Annotated in this window: 20 protein-coding genes and 1 pseudogene; 8 read left to right on the top strand and 13 right to left on the bottom strand. The window is 46.5% G+C overall.

Translation table 11 applies throughout. The annotated features are described in order from the left end of the window. Window positions 1–280 precede the first annotated feature (280 nt). The 4 genes from EKM90_RS11695 to EKM90_RS11680 are packed head-to-tail and all read right to left on the bottom strand — an operon-like array spanning window position 281 to window position 3,651. Window positions 281–1,036: a hypothetical protein gene (locus EKM90_RS11695; RefSeq protein WP_125582852.1), complete on the bottom strand. Its 756-nt coding sequence runs from the start codon at window positions 1,034–1,036 to the stop codon at window positions 281–283. Window positions 1,037–1,045: 9 nt separating this feature from the next. Next, window positions 1,046–2,047 carry an SIS domain-containing protein gene (locus tag EKM90_RS11690; RefSeq protein WP_125582850.1) on the bottom strand — a complete coding sequence of 334 codons (1,002 nt, stop codon included), beginning with the start codon at window positions 2,045–2,047 and terminating at the stop codon, window positions 1,046–1,048. Window positions 2,048–2,069: 22 nt separating this feature from the next. Beyond that, window positions 2,070–2,879, bottom strand: a complete 810-nt coding sequence (locus tag EKM90_RS11685) for a PTS system mannose/fructose/sorbose family transporter subunit IID (protein WP_125582848.1) — start codon at window positions 2,877–2,879, stop codon at window positions 2,070–2,072. Then, window positions 2,869–3,651 (bottom strand): PTS mannose/fructose/sorbose/N-acetylgalactosamine transporter subunit IIC, encoded by a 783-nt coding sequence (locus tag EKM90_RS11680; protein ID WP_125582846.1) that lies wholly within the window; start codon window positions 3,649–3,651, stop codon window positions 2,869–2,871. Before EKM90_RS11680 ends, EKM90_RS11685 begins: the two co-directional genes overlap by 11 nt. A 362-nt stretch (window positions 3,652–4,013) precedes the next feature. Between EKM90_RS11680 and EKM90_RS13090 the strand changes: the two are divergent. Both EKM90_RS13090 and EKM90_RS13085 read left to right on the top strand, forming a co-directional pair. After that, window positions 4,014–4,442: pseudogene (locus EKM90_RS13090) on the top strand (IS110 family transposase); the annotation flags it as partial. 200 nt (window positions 4,443–4,642) lie between these two features. Next, window positions 4,643–5,053: a transposase gene (locus EKM90_RS13085; protein ID WP_225422857.1), complete on the top strand. Its 411-nt coding sequence runs from the start codon at window positions 4,643–4,645 to the stop codon at window positions 5,051–5,053. Between the two features lie 110 nt (window positions 5,054–5,163). Here the strand turns inward: EKM90_RS13085 and EKM90_RS11670 are convergent, their stop codons facing one another. The 6 genes from EKM90_RS11670 to dcm all read right to left on the bottom strand — a co-directional run bounded on the left by EKM90_RS11670 (window position 5,164) and on the right by dcm (window position 10,294). Beyond that, window positions 5,164–5,664, bottom strand: coding sequence for a PTS sugar transporter subunit IIB (locus EKM90_RS11670; protein ID WP_125582844.1), 501 nt, complete (start codon window positions 5,662–5,664; stop codon window positions 5,164–5,166). A gap of 18 nt (window positions 5,665–5,682) precedes the next feature. Continuing rightward, window positions 5,683–6,105 (bottom strand): PTS sugar transporter subunit IIA, encoded by a 423-nt coding sequence (locus EKM90_RS11665; protein ID WP_125582842.1) that lies wholly within the window; start codon window positions 6,103–6,105, stop codon window positions 5,683–5,685. A 153-nt stretch (window positions 6,106–6,258) separates the two neighbouring features. After that, the gene (locus tag EKM90_RS11660; protein ID WP_125582840.1) at window positions 6,259–6,987 is read right to left on the bottom strand and encodes a GntR family transcriptional regulator; all 729 of its coding nucleotides are present in this window, start codon (window positions 6,985–6,987) and stop codon (window positions 6,259–6,261) included. Window positions 6,988–6,990: 3 nt separating this feature from the next. Next, window positions 6,991–7,455, bottom strand: coding sequence for a hypothetical protein (locus EKM90_RS11655; RefSeq protein ID WP_125582838.1), 465 nt, complete (start codon window positions 7,453–7,455; stop codon window positions 6,991–6,993). A 610-nt stretch (window positions 7,456–8,065) separates the two neighbouring features. Continuing rightward, on the bottom strand, window positions 8,066–9,280 hold the full coding sequence (locus EKM90_RS11650; RefSeq protein ID WP_125582836.1) for a type II restriction endonuclease: 1,215 nt from the start codon (window positions 9,278–9,280) through the stop codon (window positions 8,066–8,068). Further along, complete coding sequence (dcm, locus tag EKM90_RS11645; RefSeq protein WP_449813259.1) at window positions 9,281–10,294, bottom strand: DNA (cytosine-5-)-methyltransferase; 1,014 nt, start codon at window positions 10,292–10,294, stop codon at window positions 9,281–9,283. A gap of 343 nt (window positions 10,295–10,637) precedes the next feature. On the opposite strand from dcm, the gene EKM90_RS13270 reads away from it, so the two are divergent. From EKM90_RS13270 to EKM90_RS12935, 6 genes are all read left to right on the top strand, one after another. Further along, window positions 10,638–10,868 (top strand): helix-turn-helix domain-containing protein, encoded by a 231-nt coding sequence (locus tag EKM90_RS13270; protein WP_125582856.1) that lies wholly within the window; start codon window positions 10,638–10,640, stop codon window positions 10,866–10,868. 452 nt (window positions 10,869–11,320) lie between these two features. Next, the gene (locus tag EKM90_RS11635) at window positions 11,321–11,788 is read left to right on the top strand and encodes a JAB domain-containing protein (RefSeq protein ID WP_125582832.1); all 468 of its coding nucleotides are present in this window, start codon (window positions 11,321–11,323) and stop codon (window positions 11,786–11,788) included. A gap of 12 nt (window positions 11,789–11,800) precedes the next feature. Further along, window positions 11,801–12,124 carry a hypothetical protein gene (locus EKM90_RS11630; RefSeq protein ID WP_125582830.1) on the top strand — a complete coding sequence of 108 codons (324 nt, stop codon included), beginning with the start codon at window positions 11,801–11,803 and terminating at the stop codon, window positions 12,122–12,124. Then, on the top strand, window positions 12,121–12,516 hold the full coding sequence (locus EKM90_RS11625; protein WP_125582829.1) for a hypothetical protein: 396 nt from the start codon (window positions 12,121–12,123) through the stop codon (window positions 12,514–12,516). Before EKM90_RS11630 ends, EKM90_RS11625 begins: the two co-directional genes overlap by 4 nt. Window positions 12,517–12,521: 5 nt before the next feature. Further along, window positions 12,522–13,388 carry a class I SAM-dependent methyltransferase gene (locus EKM90_RS11620; RefSeq protein ID WP_125582827.1) on the top strand — a complete coding sequence of 289 codons (867 nt, stop codon included), beginning with the start codon at window positions 12,522–12,524 and terminating at the stop codon, window positions 13,386–13,388. Between the two features lie 12 nt (window positions 13,389–13,400). Further along, window positions 13,401–13,538 carry a hypothetical protein gene (locus EKM90_RS12935; RefSeq protein ID WP_164507975.1) on the top strand — a complete coding sequence of 46 codons (138 nt, stop codon included), beginning with the start codon at window positions 13,401–13,403 and terminating at the stop codon, window positions 13,536–13,538. A 203-nt stretch (window positions 13,539–13,741) separates the two neighbouring features. Here the strand turns inward: EKM90_RS12935 and EKM90_RS13160 are convergent, their stop codons facing one another. The 3 genes from EKM90_RS13160 to EKM90_RS11610 form a co-directional block, all read right to left on the bottom strand. Next, the gene (locus EKM90_RS13160) at window positions 13,742–13,876 is read right to left on the bottom strand and encodes a hypothetical protein (protein ID WP_263852877.1); all 135 of its coding nucleotides are present in this window, start codon (window positions 13,874–13,876) and stop codon (window positions 13,742–13,744) included. 683 nt (window positions 13,877–14,559) lie between these two features. After that, window positions 14,560–15,381, bottom strand: a complete 822-nt coding sequence (locus tag EKM90_RS11615; RefSeq protein WP_125582854.1) for a DNA/RNA non-specific endonuclease — start codon at window positions 15,379–15,381, stop codon at window positions 14,560–14,562. A 58-nt stretch (window positions 15,382–15,439) separates the two neighbouring features. After that, window positions 15,440–17,482, bottom strand: coding sequence for a DUF3991 and TOPRIM domain-containing protein (locus EKM90_RS11610; RefSeq protein ID WP_125582825.1), 2,043 nt, complete (start codon window positions 17,480–17,482; stop codon window positions 15,440–15,442). Window positions 17,483–17,650: the final 168 nt, after the last annotated feature.

Raw genomic sequence — 17,650 nt, 5'->3', positions numbered from 1 at the left:
CAAGCAGTCCAATCCGCACTGAACCATCGTCCCAGACGTATTCTGAACTATCTTCGCCCATGCGATTACTACCGATGCATGGCGTAACAGCCTAGACCACTATCAAGAATTCGTTATCATCGTTGCACTTGACTTGAAAATTGAGGAAGCTTTGACACTTATAAAGCAAAAGTGAGAAGAGGTGACGTTCGCTCTTCTCACTTTGTCTTTATAACACAATTAGTTGTGATGATAAAAATTGAGTCTAATACTCCCATCGTAGTGAAATATTATCTACACATTACCATAACAACTTAGTCGCACAAGACTCCAGATCATTAACACTTAGAAACCATTTCGTGGGTATCGTTTCATCACCAAACTTTTCAACGTTTCTAATCATAATACTATTATAAAATTTGGATGCGGAAAACATTTCCACCTCTTCCACTCCATCAACCATTCTTTCTTTAAAGTACAAAAGAGGATCACAGTAAACATCTCTCAGATAGATAATCTTTGCGTAGTGATTGGAATATAACTTTTCTGGCAAGTGAGACATATACCCATCTATTAAATACAAGTCACATCGGTTGTTCGACTGAGCTATCATTAATGCCGTTGCTAAAGTCGCCATATTAGAAAACGATTTCGCTTGGGGAATACCAACAAATATTAAATACAGTAATGACATCAAAAGAACATAAATTACTAAAAATCCATACTCTTTTCGTTGCAGCGCAATAGAGGCAGTGAAAACACATAGAATTAAAGCTACCAGTGCCAACACACTGATGAATCTTCTGGCTAACCGCAATCTTTCTTCGTGCTCTATATCGATCTTACGAGGTCCAATAAAACTTCTCCGCGGCGCGGTGAAGTTCACAACCAAAAGTGTTCGGGATCCCTGTCTCTGTACCAAACGGCCGCCGTCACGATAAGTAGCACCCGGCAATACAACCTTGCTCACCCACTTTAACAGCCTTTTCTTTTGACCACTCGTGTAACAAAATCTAAAATGAATCAAAAGAAATTCGAAAAGATCCTTCACATTCATATTATCGCCTCAGTATTTGGTTACACGATAGTAGCGGCGCGTTGCCGACGTCTTACCGGTACGTTCACCATACAAGCTCAGCACATTATCAAAGTAATGATTTAACGCAAACGGCTCCACAATGTCTCTAACTTCACTTCGAAATTCGTCTAACTGGAAATCTTTCATATCGACCATGAAATTATTTTCTGTGTGTGATTTCAAGAATTTTTCTACCCGAACATCCTGCTCACGCATTTCTGATGAATTAATAACAACAAATGCCTGATAATTAGGATCTACAAGCTCGAACGGGCCATGGAAGAATTCGGTAGAACGAATAGCTCCAGCGTCTAGCCATTGAATCTCCTTCAACATAAAATTGCAGAAGCAGAGCGTCTCTCCCCAAAGTCTTCCTGAAGATACCCACATCTGTGGAGCATTTAAGTCAACCGTTTTCACCATCTTGCGTGCATCAGGTTCCATCGCAGTAATTGCGTTGGAAATTTTGTTTCCTGCTTCGCCCAATTGCTTAACAAAGTCCGCAATATCGTCTTCAGAGCGCTCATTAGAGAGTAACCATACAAGAAAACCAAATGAGATCAAATTCACGTCTGTATTAACTGAACTAATTCTAAAGTCTAGAAGATTTCCCTTATCTATGAGGGTATTATCATCGCCAATAAACCCAACGACAGTTGCTTCGCAATCTTTTGATCTAACAATTGATAAACCATCAATTAGCTCAGTCGTAGCGCCTGTCTTGGATCCCACTACTACAAGACTATGGTTAAGCTCTTCACCGTATTCGCCAATCAATTCCTCGGGAGTTACTATATCAAACGGCATATCAAGTGATTTGAAAAGAACTGCTTTCAAGTCAAGATACTTTGTGAATGAGCCACCAGAACCTACAAAAAACGCTTTATCAAAATGACGTTTTTCTAATTTGTTGGCTATCACCTTAACAGTACTCAGCCCATCCAAAGTTTCTTTATAAGCGCTACTAAATTCTTCTTGATTAAAAGTCAATTGCTACACTCCTTATGCTTCTCTAAACAGCCATGAATCCGAATACTGCGCCTAAAATACTGATTACCAACATTCCTAGTAGGATGTAAACAACCTTCACATGTTTCTTCAATAACCAACAGATTAGGAATGTAATGAGTAGCGGAAGTATGTCTGGCATTAATGCGTCAAAAAACGACTGGATTGTTTGCGGATCTTTTCCTCCACTCAATTTCACTGGAATTTTAATTACCACCATTGTTGCAACCATCGCGCCAATAACGGTATTCCCTAAAATATTAATAGCGTAAGTGACATTATCCATTAAGCCACTTGCCATGCGATCGATAAATGATACACCTAGTTTGTAACCCCAGATAGTTCCGAAGTATCTGACTAATACGTTAGGAATATTGAAAATAAGCAAGAACAAGATTGGTCCTAAAATATTCCCCTGCTTTGCGAGAGAGACACCAATACCGCTTGCGATAATACGTAAACTTCCCCAGAAAATAGAATCGCCTATTCCTGAAAGTGGTCCCATTAGGCCCACTTTCATCGCATTGATTGAACTTGCATCAAAACTTGGATCGTTTGCGTTCTTTTCCTCCAATGAGGCGGCAACACCAGCAATAAATGGTGAAGTTGCTGACGTACAATTAAAGAATTCCATATGACGCTTCATTGCTTGCTTCTGGTCTTCTTTGTTCGTATAGAGTTTCTTAATGACTCCACTCATCGTAAATGCAAATGCCAGGCTCATCATTCGCTCATAGTTAAAGGATGCTTCCATAGGAAGTGAACGCCAGAATATACCTTTTAAATCACTTTTGCTAAGTTTTTTAGAAGTCATCCTCAACACCTCCGTCAGCCGATCCGTTTCCTTTACCTTGCTTACGAATCTCATCCATAATGATATACATAATCATTGCTACAATTCCGCCAATAATAGCCGTCCCCACGGTGTCTACTTTTAAATAAGCTGCACAAACGAATCCAATAAAGAAGAACGGCGCAACCTTTTTGCTGAAGGTCATATTAATCAGCATTGCAAACCCAACCGCTGGAAGCAAATTTGTAGCAATCGTCATCCCATCTGTGAAGCCTACCGGTATCATCTTCAAGATAGCACCCACAGTACCACTACCAACAACGAAGGCAAATGTGGTTACTATTGTCATCATCAAAATCCGTGTAAAGCTGGCTATCAAGTGCATGTTCGCGGCCTGCTGTATCTTTCCCTCATCAATCAAACTATCAGCAGTATGATTCATGGCCGGAAAAATAATTACATACAAAATATTCTTGAGCGCCAATCCTAAAGCCGCAATAGGTAAAACCAGCGTCATTGCCGCTCCCATGCCATACCCATTCTTCAAAACCAAGGCCGTCGTTAAGATTCCGCCAATAATTTCGTCTGGTGGTACCGTAGCACCAATTCCCATGAGCCCCAAAAAGGCTAACTCAAGTGTTGCTCCAATAATTAAACCCTGTTGCAAATCGCCAAAAAGTAATCCCACAATCGGTCCCGTTACCAATGGCCTGCCAATAAATGAACTTCCGATGAAGTCCTGCATATTAGCAATCAAGGCTATAAAAAAAATTCCAATGGCCTGTGCTAGCATAATCTTCCTCCTCGTATAGAAAAATTGTTCCAAGTTCAAAGTCGTTCAATCGACTTGAGTGCTACGTGATACCCTCTAGTTGTTCATTGGATCTGGGTCCAACTGGTCTAGGTCTTTCTTTTTTTGTCGTCGGAGTGATCCGAACCTCATGTTGAGTCTGCCTCCCAGATGAATCGGTAGTAAGTGCAAACCACAAGCTGAAGTGCTATTGGCTGTTGGTGATGACTCACGTTTCATCACGCAGCTCAACAGTTAGTAGCGTCTCATGCCGCGAGGATACACTCACCGTTCATAATTAGGGGACATCACGTAGCGCCCAAGTCTTCTCCAATCAATCTGACAAAGAAAGGAGGTCCAGTTCTATGAACTTAAATGTTGGTATTGATGTTTCCAAAGCTAAATTAGATTTCTGTGGTATGGATAGTGACAAGAACGTTGTCTCTAAAGACTCTGTTCCCAACCGTCCTGCCGGCACTAACACCATCAAGCAATGCATCTTGGATGCCTACAAGAAGCACCCTTACGAACGTGTCATTGCGGTCTTAGAGGCAACCTCGATTTACAATGTCTTGCCTTCACAGACATTGATTGACGATGAAGATCTTGAAGACATTCGCCTTGAGGTCGCCACCTTAAATCCTAATATGACACATCGCTACAGCTAGGTCTTCGAGCAAGACAAGACGGATACGCTTGATGTCTATAACATCGCCGACTTGCTCCGTGTCGGTCGCCATGAAGTGCTGGTACCACGTGATGAGTGCCATCTGGCACTCCAACGCCTAACCCGTGAAAGATCTCATCTGATCAAACAGTTGACTTGGTGCAAGAACCACTTTCTCAACAACTTGTACTTCAAGATGAATACGATTGACGCGGAACTTCCGATGTCTGTCTTCGGTGCCACCATGATGACCCCGAGACCGTTGCCAAAGCGCTTAAGCGCTCGGCCCCGCGACTCTTATCGACTCGACAAGAGTATCGCCGCGTTATGCGAAGCCACACCAGAGAAGAAACCACTACGAATTTGCCGGGTATTGGCCCGGTTTACGCCGCTGGTATCGCCGCCGAAGTCGGTCAAATCGATTGCTTCAAGAAAAAGGCTAGTTTAGCCAAGTACGCTGGTCTGGCTTGGAAACGAAGCCGGTCAGGTGATACGGAGCGCCAAGCAACACCGCGTACACACAGCGGGGATCAATATCTGCGGTATTACCTAGTTGAAGCTGCCAACTCTGTAAGATTGCATGATCCAGAGTATGGTCGTTACTATGACAAGAAATATCGGGAGGTTCCAAAGTATCAGCATCGTCGCGCCAGTCTATTGACCGCTCGCAAGCTCGTTAGGTTGGTGTTCACCTTAATGGAGAATCACCAACTCTACGATCCTAGCAAATCAGTCTAGCGTGACTGGTTAAGTTAAACGGCACGTTTCCCCGTAGTCGAAAAACAAGAAAGTTGTGAGTTGGGGGAGGTATGCGCTCAACTACCAAAAAGTAATCCTAGCATCTCACCTCATTTGCTTGACTCTTCACCACAAGACTTAACTAACGAAGAGATGGGCGTATCGGGGTCATTTGGCGCTTGTTTTACAACCACACTCACTCCCGCATTTTCCAATTCCAATAATTTATTTTCTTCTACCGGAGTCAAATAAACAGCCTTGGCAATGTTTCTTGTGCCCTCTCGCTCTGAAACAAGGCCTACGTCAAGTAATTGTATATGATTTCCCGTATTCTTAATAAGTCGATATGCGTCATCCACATTCTCTGTTACAACAAGAACTCTATACTTATCTGTGACTCCACTGTTAATAGCCGATACAGAGTCTGACACACTCTTAAAAATCAACTTTGACCCACTTGGTTTAGCTAATCTTAATGCTTGTTTTCGGAAGTCATCTTTTACGACCGAGTCATTAGCGATTAGAATTGCGTTCACCGACAAAAAATTCGACCATGCAAAGGCAACTTGGCCATGCAACAAACGGTAGTCAATCCGTGTCATTGATATCATGCAAGTTAATCTCCTCTCTCAAAAATCTTCTTCATCTGCAGATGCCTCAACCACTTCAAATTTTGTTGCCATCCTTGCATCCTCAACGATGTTCCTTAAAAGCTCTTTGAACTCTTGGTCTGTACCTGATTCGACATTAGTTGTTAAAAGTCCAAGTACTAACGGCAAGCTCATACCCGCTATCACATAGCTGTTGGTCTTTCCTTTTAACCAGGTAAGGGTCTCGGTATTTACGCTCCCGCCTTCTACGTCAGTAACGTAAACATTAAGACTGTTTGCACTAAACTTAGAATACACTTGATCAAGTTGACTAATTAAACTAACTGAATCGTCAACATAAGCTGCAACAGCATGCAGGTTTGGTTGCTTGCCCATAATTAATTCGACTGTATCTTTCATACCCAATGCCAGATTTGAATGACTAATCAAAATAACGTTCACTTGTTCACCTCCTATCTAAACCAATGTTAGTTATGTAACCGCTATAATTCAACGAAAATAGAACCTTTGGCAAATAAACACTCAATAAACAAACCAAAAATGAAACCATTAAAATACGAGAACTTAAAATAAAGTTCTCGCGAATGGTTCACTTTACTTATCTTCACGCAATGGTACCGAAACTTTAAATTGAATCGAGTCCGGGTTGAAGTACGACTGCGTATATTCTACAAGCTCGCCAGTTGCTGAATAACCTAAGTAGTCTACGCCCAAAACATGACTACCTGACCTAACATTCAACTCCGAAAAGTCCAACTCGTCAGTGACACGGACAGCACGTATGGTGCTTTTAAATGTTACCGGTCTCTTGCCTCTATACTCCATAAAGTCATACAGGGATAAGTTGGAAAAATCATACCGATGTGCATCCTTAAAAAGTCTAAATGGAAAATATGCCTTCTGCAAAGATACAGCACGATTATCGGCTTTACGAACTCGAATCAATTCATAAAATTCAAAATATTCAGGGAATAGTTTCATGAGATACTGATCATCGTAAATAAGCTTAAACGATTTAATTAAACTCTCTGAGCTTAAACCCTTTAGCTTAATTGACTCACTCAATGAAAGAGCAGATTCTTCCCCTATATCCAACGCCTTTGACTGGTTATCGCTAATCAAATAGGTGCCATCGCCCCGCTTAGCGACCAACACGTTGTCTGCAATCAAAGAATCTATTGCCTTTTTTATGGACATTCGACTAAAGCCGAGTCTAAGAGCCAATTCTCTCTGAGAAGGTATCTTTCCTGAAGAATCTACAACACCACTTCGAATCAATTGCACTATTTCAGCTTTAGCTTCCTTGTACAAAAAATTTGTCATAGTTCAATTCTTAAATTCATAAAATTCAGGATCAGAAATTTCTTGCTCATATCTTAGAATTCCCCCATTATATATAACACTTTGTTTTTCAACTATTACCCGGCTATCCCCAATAAGGCGCAAAGACTCTGCCTCTGTTCCTGTCGGCCAGGTCAACAATAACTCTCTCTCAATACAAGTAGATGAATACTCTTTATCCAGATCGCGCTCCAGACTATTAGCACAGTTTGATCTTTGTCCAATAAACAGACACGGTATATACGACTCAATAATACTTTTAGGCTCATCATCCAATGTAATTATGAAACGTCGTTCTAGAACATCACCAACGTGAGCACATTGAAAAATTGTATTAAAGAATCCGCTCTCTTGAAAGGCATGAGTGCTGAATAGCTTCACTGTTAACCCATTTTCTCTATCACTTCTCTGATCAGGTGAAACGTATCGCTTCAGATTCTTAACAATCAATGTGCTATACCTCCCACATAACAGATGCAATTTTTGCTTTTGCAGCAGGTGCATGAGACCCCACTTCCATGTTCACTTTAAAACAAACCGGACAGATACGCTACCCCCACTCTGTATGAACAAGAGTGTTCTGAGCAGCGCTTTCACTACTGTTCGTTATCAAAATAAATTTTTGCAATTGAGATCAGGTTCTCACGGTTTGACGCGACATTATTGAAGCACCAAGACGTGCATTCAGTTTTCATTCTACCTCACGCATCTTACCCCGAGGTGCGCCAAAATTGTCACGGCAAATACCGTAATAAATGGTCGCGTAACTAGATTACATCACACTATGTTCGTAGCACATGCAACCAGCAATTTTTTCATGATACCAATAACGCTCAGTGACGCTATGAATGACAAGGCCACTAATATCGCGAGTCTCAAGAAGCCAAGTTCTCCTTGTAACCGGTATTTTGGTGATTCCATCTTACAAGGACTCGGGCTTGAGTCTTTTCTATTTGGCCAATTTGTTGCACTTACAGTGTAAATTCGTCCTACAAAAAAACCGCCTCCATTTAAGGAAACGGGCACAAGCGTGAATTACCGCCTGAAGTGTGTACCTAGATCATACCATAAATTCGTCCTGACGCTCGTGAACCAGCTTCACAAAATCCCTGACTCTCATAATCTTTGACTTGTACTCTGGCGGATAACTAGCGATGTACTCCTTTGGCACAACGAGCTGCACGTTCTCCGACTCCATCTCTCGCAGCTGGTTCTTCGAAATCCCCTGCTGTAATGTCAGCAAGTACTTGGGGCTGTCTCTCAACCGGTCCGCCTCGGTGATGACTTGCCGCCACCGGTCTTTACACGTCGTCTTCACCGCCAGCGATGTTAAGCCCGCCACTGGAAATGAGCTCCGCTTATATTGCTCGATTGAAGGAAAAATAAAGTCCGGCTTTTTACGTTCTTCAGTAATGGCTTGCGGTGTATAGCGCACTTGGTTGCCATCTAGAATTGCCGCAACATGCGATTCGAAACCTTTGCCGGCTCGACTCTTGCGGCGGTTTAGAATGCTGTTCGCCACTGCTACGAAATCTTCGACGTTATTAAACCCTCTATTCATCACATCACGGTATCTAATCTGTTCCACGAGTTTGAAGAGTGAATACTCAACATTAGTCCAGCTGACAATTTTACTATCGGGATCCGTAGTAATGCGCTCTATATGATCCAGCACACGGTCCTCAACCTGTCTAGCCGTCAGCGACATCTGAGTGGTCGTTGGAAAATCATCAACGCTTAGCATCAACTGCTGTGCGGCCTGCTGCAGAGCATCTCTCAACTGTTCTTCTAGCGACTTGGTTCTGGCAATATGATCTGACCCGATGATGCTATTCGTTTGGGTCGAGTCAATGCCGACGCCTGCCAAAAAGTCCGTGATGCTGTCATCAGTATCGAATCGATAGACGAAAATTTTGTCCGGTCGATGCGCTACTAGGACAAAAAGTGAGCCTGTATACTCCGGTAAAATAAATTGGTCACCTCGGCCCCATCCAGTTATCCGCATCTCAGTCTTGGAGGGATAATAAATCACTGACAACTCCCGGATATCTTCTGGGTCCCCTTGTACAACTGCTTCGACTCTTCGGCGAATTGGGGCGCCAGTTGTCGGGCGCTGGCCGCCAAAAAAAACACCAAACATGACATTCCCCAGCAGAATGCCACTCTGGTGCGCTCTCGTCTCACCGCTATCGTTGGCGGACATGAATTTCGTGTATGCAATCTCATGTGTCTGTGCGTCAACTACAGCCTGATTACAAAGTTCGGTTGTCATCATCTACGCCTCTTTCGCCAGAAGCTCAACGTCTTGCTGCTTACCCATGTCTAGCTCCGTCAATTTGCTTTGAACCAATCGAGCGGCTTCGGTCATGATTGGTACCGCAACTGAGTTTCCGAATTGCTTGTAGGCCTGCGTATTGGAAACAGGAATTTGGAAACTATCTGGAAAACCTTGCAACCGGGCACATTCACGTGGGGTTAATCGGCGAGGGTTCTTGCCCGGCTGTGGAATCAGAATCTCGCTGCCATCTTTGTAATACCGCGCAGACAGCGTCCGAGTGTGCCCGTCTAGGTCTGCCATACCGTAGCCAAATCCATTGCCGGCCTTGCGGTGCTTCTCGGCATACGCCTGAAGGTAATCCCAGAGCTTATCGCTCAGGGTGTATTTATCATCAACCTTGGGCTCCAAAATTTCGTGTAATACTGGCTTATGAGTAGGTTTTTTCAAGTTGAACTCAAAGTCTACATAGCCATAACGACGACGATCAAAGCCGACAATCACAATCCGTTCGCGATGCTGCGGCACAAAATCCTGAGCATCTAAGATGGCATAATGCACGTCATAGTCGAGCTCATCGAGACTCTCCATGATGATTTTGAACGTCCGGCCTTTGTCATGGCTCTTAAGGTTTTTTACGTTTTCAAGGAAGATAGCTTTCGGACGCTTGGCCTTGATGACCCGGCAAACATCGAAAAACAATGTCCCTTGAGTTTTATCTTGAAAACCGGTGGCTCGGCCCATACTATTTTTCTTGGAGACGCCGGCAATACTAAACGGCTGACACGGGAATCCTGCCACGAGAATATCGTGATCTGGAATCGTGTTTTCGTCGACTTTAGTGATGTCATCATCTGGCTGTACACCAAAATTAGCGAGATACGTCTGCTGGCTGTACTTGTTCCACTCATTCGAGTAAACGGATTGCGAACCATTATTCTCAAATGCCAACCGCAGCCCGCCGATGCCTGCAAACAGATCTATGAACGTATAACCTGACTTCTTCTGTTTCATCGTATCGACCTTTCCGACGTATTTACACAGCGCCATTGTCATGCTCTGCTGCAGCGTCTGCCCAGAGGCAACGGCTTTATCGACGAGCTTCTCATAAACGTCATCGTCAACACGAAAATGAACTTGTTTAGTCATCACATACCTCCGGGAATTTTCTGGTACCTTATTTTTCCCCATAATACGTCAATGACTGAAAAATGTCACGCTAATTTAAACGGTTCTGGTGCTAAACATTTTGAGTCTACCGACCTTGAGTGGGATCAAAGAACCAAACTTGCGCCGCCTGATCATCAATATTTTCTTGGAGCTAAATAAGTAACAGGCCGAGGAAGAACGAGGGAAGATACTAGAGCGGCAGCGTGAGGGTATCAAAGAGGCCAAGAAACGCGGAGTCTACAAAGGCCGCCAAACCGCTTACTCAGCAACATCCAAGAACGCAAAGGACAGGCTGGCCTATGATCAGCTTGTGTCCCTGGTCACTGCGGGCGCACCAATCAAAGAGGTGGCACGGAGAACGGGCATTGGCCGCAGCACCATCTACCGGATCATAAAACGAGATCAGCTCAGAAAATAGCTGTTCGTTCAGCCCACTGTGCCTAGTTTAGATCACTCAGGGTCACAGCCTGCTCTCACAGCCCGAGAGTAGGCTGTTCAGCGTTATGTGGCGGCGCGCCCTTGGCCCTTGCGCTCGCCACGGCTATTTTAGTCTTCTACTGTTGGTTTGCAGTCGATTTACTTTCCATTCAGAGAGATCAGTGCTTGCACTGCTTTGCAGTGTCTGGCGTACCGCCAGGAAGACCCGCGCTTTTCTTTATCTCTCGCGCTACGCCCAACGCCGCTTCGCGGCTACATCAGCCAGCCGTCCCACACAAGGGGCGGTATTTTTTTGCAAACAACGCAAAACAATACCTACGGCACTCCCTTGTGTGGGCCGTCAGGCTGCTGTTACGGTTTCGACGTCGAGAGATAAGGAAAAGCGCAAATGCGCGATAGAAGGTCGAGCTAAAAGCTCAAGGAGGTTCTCTTATGAACACCGAAATCGAGTTAACCGAGCAAACGGTCATGATTAGCACTGTCAAACTGGTAAAAGCCGAAACGCCACTGCTAGGCGCGGGCGTTGAAGTAAGTAGTGGTATTACTGCCGCCTATCTGGCAGAGCAAATCATCGGCGACGATGCCAGAGAGAGTTTACTGGCAATGTACCTAGACGTCAAGAACCGGCTCATCGCCGTGCGGCGCGTCTTTACTGGCACGGTTAACAAGGCAATCGGCTCACCGCGTGAGATTTTGCAATCGGCGCTGTTATGCAACGCGGTCAAGCTCATCATCGCGCATAACCATCCAAGCGGCGATTGCACGCCTTCAAGTGCAGACCGTGAACAAGCCAAAGCCATGAACCTAGCAAGTGGCTTCATAGGCATCGAGATGCTGGATAGTCTGGTTGTATCACCAGAGGGCGCGTACTCAATCAAGAGCAACCACAGCGTGGCATAGGAGGCAACTATCATGGCTAAAAACACATACATTGCATACTTAGGCGCTATGAATTGGGGCGGAACCACTGATTGGACAGAGAAAATCAGCGCCACAAGCCTAGAGGAGGGCTTGCACAAAGCCATTAAACGACTACTTGACGCGACCAGCCGCACCCCATATCCAGAGGAGTTTGGCGTCAACCTTGCCGAAGCCAGCCGCCCCGAAAGTGTGATTGCGAGCGTTGAATTTGACGCATGGCACGGCGCGACCTACGACCAGCGCACTAGCAATTCTACCGTACACCTCAAAGGGTGGGAGCAAATCGTCACATACATTCAGGAGGTAACAGCATGAAAACCACTTATGACGAGGTTGTGAAACAACCTGTAGACCGCTTGGCACAGACCATGCAGGATATGACTTACTGCTTCAATGAAACCGTGGTGCCGAAGAAGCACTACAAGAAGCTGTTAACCAAGCAACTAGAGGAGGTTGTCGCAGATAGTGTCACCGTCAACATGGTGAACGCCTACTACAAGACACTGGCAGAGTTCAACAAGGGTAATCGCGAATGGTACGTTGCCGCCGTGTTGTGCATCGAGTTAGGTCTCAACCCCAGCAAGGCCAGTCAGCAGGAGCTGGACGCCATCAGTCGCCTTACGGCGGCTGTGGTCAGCCAACCAAAGCAGGGCTTCCTTGCCGCAGACCTGAAAACCGCATTTGAACAAGCAACCCAAGGAGTGTGATTGAAATGGCCTTACAATCGAGCATTTTAAGCTATCAAGACCGTGGTAAGTGGGGCAAGAGCAGTTACCGTGGCAACGTATCAGGCCACGTCATCAAGGACTTGCTGGAAACATACAAGCCGAAGAAATTCGTGGAGGTGTTCAGCGGCGGCGGTACCGGCAAGGACGTGGCGACCGACCTAGGCATTGAAAACAGCGTGCATCTTGACCTGTTGACCGGCTGGGACGCACTCAAGGACGAGATGCCGGTTCAATCAGACTTTGTATTCTCACACCCGCCATACTGGGACATTATCGATTACGCGACCCAACGCGGGTCATACGATAAGGACGACCTATCAAACGCCATGCCTTACGATACGTTCATCGAAAAGCTAGACGTTATCAACGAGAAGATATACGACAGTTTGGTCAAAGGTGGCCGCCATGTCTTCTTGGTTGGAGATGTTCGCAAGAAAGGTCACTACTACTCAATCATTAAAGACATGACTTGGTACGGCGACCTAGAATGCCACCTCATCAAAGAGCAATTTAACACCGTTAGCGGCCGCAAGAGTTACGGCGGCACATTTATCCCGATTGCTCATGAACACTTACTGGTGTTCAAGAAGAACGAAATCTGGCAAGTCAACATCAAGTACACCAAGGACTTCACACGTACAATGGCAGATATGCCGCACGCAACATGGCACGACCTCATCTATTCTATTGTCAGAGGTCATGGCGTCACTAATCTAGCCGATTTGTACGATGCCTTGGCACAGACCGCCAAGGCCAAAGGCAACACAAACTGGCAGGCCAAAGCCCGCCAAGTGGTTCAGGACGAGCGTTACTTTGAACGCGTGGCACGTGGCACGTATCAAGTAGCATAGGAGGTAATCAAAATGGAGATAGCGACATTTGCAAAACTAGCCAAGGCTTATAACGGCGAAGACGAGAGTTTGGGTAACCTACTTGACGAGGAGTTTTACAGCATCGTCATAGCGGTGTTCCCAGAAGCTCGGTCATTGATGGCCGAGTAGTTCACGCTGGCATCTTATGGTCAGGCGTGGTCAAATCCGATCGGTTCACTAAACCGAGGTTCCATGCTATAATGAAACCGTGCAAAAAGGCACCCCATAAGGAGTGCCCTTCCACAGCGGATACCGTTTAAAGAACGGTGGTCAAGCAATCACAAACTAAAAGCCGCGACGCCCGGTCAAAGTCGAAGCGGCTTTTAGTTTGCTCATTTTTTCCGGCCGAAGCCGGTTGCTTTCATCAGCTTGCGCACTGCATTGACCAGTCGCGTAACCGCGAGGACAAGCAGAGCTAACGCACTGATGGAGGCCGTGATTGTCGCCAAAGCGCCAATCACAAGCAAACCCGTACCTCCTTTCGTTGGAATTAAAGGTTATGAGCCTTACGCCCATAGGCCTCACCTTCTCCCGAATCCGAAGATACCACCGCTCATTAACTTTTCCGCTATGTTCATTATACTGCTTGAGCCGCCAAATACCTAGAGCCACGGGCGTTTGGCGGTTTTTGCTTACATCAAGCTAGCCCGAGAGGCAGCCGCCGCGCGCCACGGGGTGAAGCCATCAGCCGTACCGACTGCGCAAGTGCGGGCGCCACGCCCGCCCACACTTGCGAGGCTACGCTTGATCTCGAAGCACAGCAGGCAAGACCTGACAGCTAGTGCGCGGCACGGCAAAAACCAGCCGCACACGCTATCTCGAAGCATGGTCACCCCGTGGCGCGCGGCGGCCTAAAACTACCAAGGACGGGTAGCTTCAAGTGCTTGCGCTGCTATGCAGCGCCCGGCGATCCGCCAGCAGACCCCGCGCCTTTTTCAAGTAGAGACGCAGTGAGCATGGGGCTTCCTGTCATATCGTCATAATGCCGTGCTGTCAGGCACGATTCTGAGGCGTTTTAGAGCAGACTGATAAACAACCACCCGCTTGAGCGCCAAAAATAGGGCAACAAAATAGCCCCGTCGCCCTTTCGGACGGCGGGGCAAATGCAAAGACCACGCATAAACATTCAATAGGGAAAAACGAAGGTATCCTAGTTCAGGCTGAATTGACCGGTCTTGAAATTGAGTTTTACGCCCTCTTGCTGGTTAAAGACCCAGACGTTCAAACGTAAAGCGTTCGGGTTCTTGAGAGATTGAACAATGACGTGCACGCCACGGGGTACAAGCTCTGACCCACTATATATAGGGATAGCCTGGTAAGCCACTGCTTCATCCTGATGCGCTTGGAGATAGTTGCGCGTTAGTGTTTCAGGATAGGCCATGCCGCCGGGGTTTCTCATGTCATTGGTGCCGACATTTTGCGCACGCGTACCCAGAATAACGTTGTGAGTTTGCATATCGCCATTTAGTGACCATGCGACCAGGTGCGACTTGTTGTAGAGATAGCCCCGATAGCCTGTAAGCTGCACAATGTGATTGTTGTTACGCCCGCCCTGCCAGGACTTTTCGCCTGTGTTGTGGTTGAGCACAAATTTAGCGTTGAGGTACTCGCCTGAAACTCGCGTTTCTGAAGGGAAAGCGGGCCGCTTTTTCACGCTGCTGCTATGAAACATCATTGACGGATAAGTGATAACCGCTGTCACGCCTTGAGTGCGGCCCGCGCGATCCAGGGCGCTATAATCCGTCGATGCTGAAACGTAGCTTGGATCCTTCAAATTGCGACTGACCGTGCGGGCAAATGCCCCTTCAAACGCGGGCTTGTTATTGTCTACCGTCATGTAATTCTGCGGGTACTTGTTGATACTGAAGTGAGTGTTGATAAGTGCCGTGTCCACTTTGGAGTTTTCGGTGGTTGCTCCTGGAAGTAAGCTGGATAGCTGGCCCACCGCTTTGCACCCGGTGAGTGTAACCATCAGGGTTGCAAGGGCAACCAGGCGTCCTAGATGCTTGAAATTCACGAGACAGCCCCCCTTATCTTTCGACCTGGGCAGCGGCTTGCATAGCTTGTCGCACCAGGTTTGGTTCCTGCTTCTGTGATGCTGCGTGCTCCACACCCTCAGCGCGTTGATATTTTCGCTCGTCTTCCTTATCAACGGCGCTGTAACCATACGTCTTAATCAGATAGGCCATTTCTTGCGGCGAGTCGGCTTCAAAAAGTCCTTTATTGAGCTGGTTAGACTGTACTGCTTTAAGGCGATCACGCCCATCCTGGTCGCGGTCTTGGATTACTTTCAGTCCTTCTTCTTTCGCCTTGTTAGCATAAATGCGATCAATTAAGCGGGCTGGAAACCCACTCTCGTTTTGCACCTGCTTCAGTCGGTCGTTCCAGTCCTTAATTTGATACTGCACGGGCTTGACCCCGCCATTCTCGTACTGGGCGGTATAGGCTTGCAGCTTGCCAATAACTGCTTGCTGCATTGTTGGATCGAGTGTCGGGTCAAGGCGTTTAACTAGTGCTTGATAGTCGAGTCCGCTCTGGTCAGTTAGCTCGCCCATCAGACTAGCGAGTTGACCGGCACGCATTTCATATTGGCTGCCAGGCGCGCTGCCATCGCTGTGAGTAAAGCCACCTTTCAGCCCGAACCAGTTATTAACCTCCTTATCGTCATGGAAGTTAGTTTCAACCTTATCTAAAGCTGCCAACGGTTCCCACGGTACATTAGCCGCCGTAGCTTGTTGCTGCAAGATCTTAAGCCGCTCGTTAGGAATAGCCAGGTCGTCAACCATGAAGTGTCCGTATGGCAAGGTTTCCCCTGTTTCGGAATTCTCAAAGCTGTGTTTGTTGACCATCTCATCGAAGAAGCGGTGGCCTGCCGGGTCATTATCGACGCCAAAGCCAACGCGTTCAGGCGCGTTACCAGTGCGTGTATGATAGTAGACCATAGCTTTGATTACTGACTGCGGCTTGAGGCCATCCATAGCAAAGAACATGGTGTCCTTGGTTTGTGGATGCAAGCTCAGATAAGACAACGCGTCAATCGGCGACTCAAAAACGTATAACTGCTTTGGATGCCCAATCGTGAAATTGAACCCATAATCTTGCTCTGAGTTTTTGGCAATCTGCTTGAACGTACCGCGCGGCCCATTGTGTTGTTTGTCGATGGTCGTACCCTGGATAGAAGCACCAACACGCTCACCATCACGCGCCCAAACAAAGATGGCATTGCCTTTGTTGTCCTGTTGGATAAACCCGCGTTGATGCAACTGATCAATGATTGACGGGTTCAAACCGCGGGCCAGCGTCAGGTAATCTCGTGCTCGGCTGAAGTCTTTAGAGTTCTGGATGTCATACTCAAACGGCTGGCGTTCTTCCGCTGTCACCTTTGTAGTTGATAGGTTACTGTCATTCAATGCTGTTACTGCTTTACGGAAGTTGTCTACGCCCACCACCTTAATCATGAAGTCGATGGTTGTTCCGCTAATTTGGCGACTGTTCCAGGTAAACATGTTTTTTCGTGTGTTGACCTTGAGTGAGTCGTGCCGATCCCAAGACCAGTAGTCGCCGCCGTCGTGTACCAGGTTGATGCCGTGTTTGATAGCGACGTCTAGGATTGAAACCTCTTTAGCATGGCTAATCATCTCAGTAGTGAGGCTTGGCGTCTTATCTTTAGGGGCCTGCTTCTCTACTGCCTGTTCTTCGCCCCAACTTGCACGATAATGCGCGTCAGGATATGACACGGGTAGTTCTTTGACCAGGCGTGTGTCCCACTGCTTCAGTTCATCTTCCCTGAAATCCATGTGACTTTGTGGCTCTCCGCTGTTGCGAAAACTAGTTAGCTGCCAGTCAACACCTTCCCTGGCACTTTTGGTAAGCGTCGCATAAAGTCTTGGTTCTCCGTTCGCGTCGACGCGCGTAATCTTCAGTGATTGACCTGGATGGCTGCTGAATTGTTCTTGCCACCATGCACGGGCTACGGCGTTCTTAGCCATAACTTCATCGAAGTTCCCCTTAGCTGGGCGTGGCACTTCCGGTGCTACCGTAGTTTCTGTTTCTGTGCTTGAGTCTGTTGCCATTTATATCCCTCCTTTGAGTGACGGATTTACAATTCAAGTGCAACAAATTAGTCAAATAGAAAGACTCATAGCCTGAGTCCTTGTAAGATGGAATCACCATAAGACCAACTACAAGGAGAACTCGGCTATGAGTCCGTACACACATCTTACCCTAAAGGACCGCGAATC

This window comes from Lacticaseibacillus suibinensis, assembly GCF_003946175.1.
In the GTDB taxonomy this organism is placed as follows: domain Bacteria; phylum Bacillota; class Bacilli; order Lactobacillales; family Lactobacillaceae; genus Lacticaseibacillus; species Lacticaseibacillus suibinensis.
The sequence above is the reverse complement of the archived record's forward strand: the minus strand, read 5'-3'. Positions and strand labels throughout refer to the sequence as shown.

Excerpts from the sequence above, each read along its gene's own strand:
- EKM90_RS11695 (WP_125582852.1), bottom strand. The coding sequence starts at position 1,036 with ATGAATGTGAAGGATCTTTTCGAATTTCTTTTGATTCATTTTAGATTT.
- EKM90_RS11685 (WP_125582848.1), bottom strand. The coding sequence starts at position 2,879 with ATGACTTCTAAAAAACTTAGCAAAAGTGATTTAAAAGGTATATTCTGG.
- EKM90_RS11680 (WP_125582846.1), bottom strand. The coding sequence starts at position 3,651 with ATGCTAGCACAGGCCATTGGAATTTTTTTTATAGCCTTGATTGCTAAT.
- EKM90_RS13085 (WP_225422857.1), top strand. The coding sequence starts at position 4,643 with ATGCGAAGCCACACCAGAGAAGAAACCACTACGAATTTGCCGGGTATT.
- EKM90_RS11670 (WP_125582844.1), bottom strand. The coding sequence starts at position 5,664 with ATGATATCAATGACACGGATTGACTACCGTTTGTTGCATGGCCAAGTT.
- EKM90_RS11660 (WP_125582840.1), bottom strand. The coding sequence starts at position 6,987 with ATGACAAATTTTTTGTACAAGGAAGCTAAAGCTGAAATAGTGCAATTG.
- EKM90_RS11650 (WP_125582836.1), bottom strand. The coding sequence starts at position 9,280 with ATGATGACAACCGAACTTTGTAATCAGGCTGTAGTTGACGCACAGACA.
- dcm (WP_449813259.1), bottom strand. The coding sequence starts at position 10,294 with ATGAAACAGAAGAAGTCAGGTTATACGTTCATAGATCTGTTTGCAGGC.
- EKM90_RS11635 (WP_125582832.1), top strand. The coding sequence starts at position 11,321 with ATGAACACCGAAATCGAGTTAACCGAGCAAACGGTCATGATTAGCACT.
- EKM90_RS11630 (WP_125582830.1), top strand. The coding sequence starts at position 11,801 with ATGGCTAAAAACACATACATTGCATACTTAGGCGCTATGAATTGGGGC.
- EKM90_RS11625 (WP_125582829.1), top strand. The coding sequence starts at position 12,121 with ATGAAAACCACTTATGACGAGGTTGTGAAACAACCTGTAGACCGCTTG.
- EKM90_RS11620 (WP_125582827.1), top strand. The coding sequence starts at position 12,522 with ATGGCCTTACAATCGAGCATTTTAAGCTATCAAGACCGTGGTAAGTGG.
- EKM90_RS12935 (WP_164507975.1), top strand. The coding sequence starts at position 13,401 with ATGGAGATAGCGACATTTGCAAAACTAGCCAAGGCTTATAACGGCGAA.
- EKM90_RS11615 (WP_125582854.1), bottom strand. The coding sequence starts at position 15,381 with ATGGTTACACTCACCGGGTGCAAAGCGGTGGGCCAGCTATCCAGCTTA.
- EKM90_RS11610 (WP_125582825.1), bottom strand. The coding sequence starts at position 17,482 with ATGGCAACAGACTCAAGCACAGAAACAGAAACTACGGTAGCACCGGAA.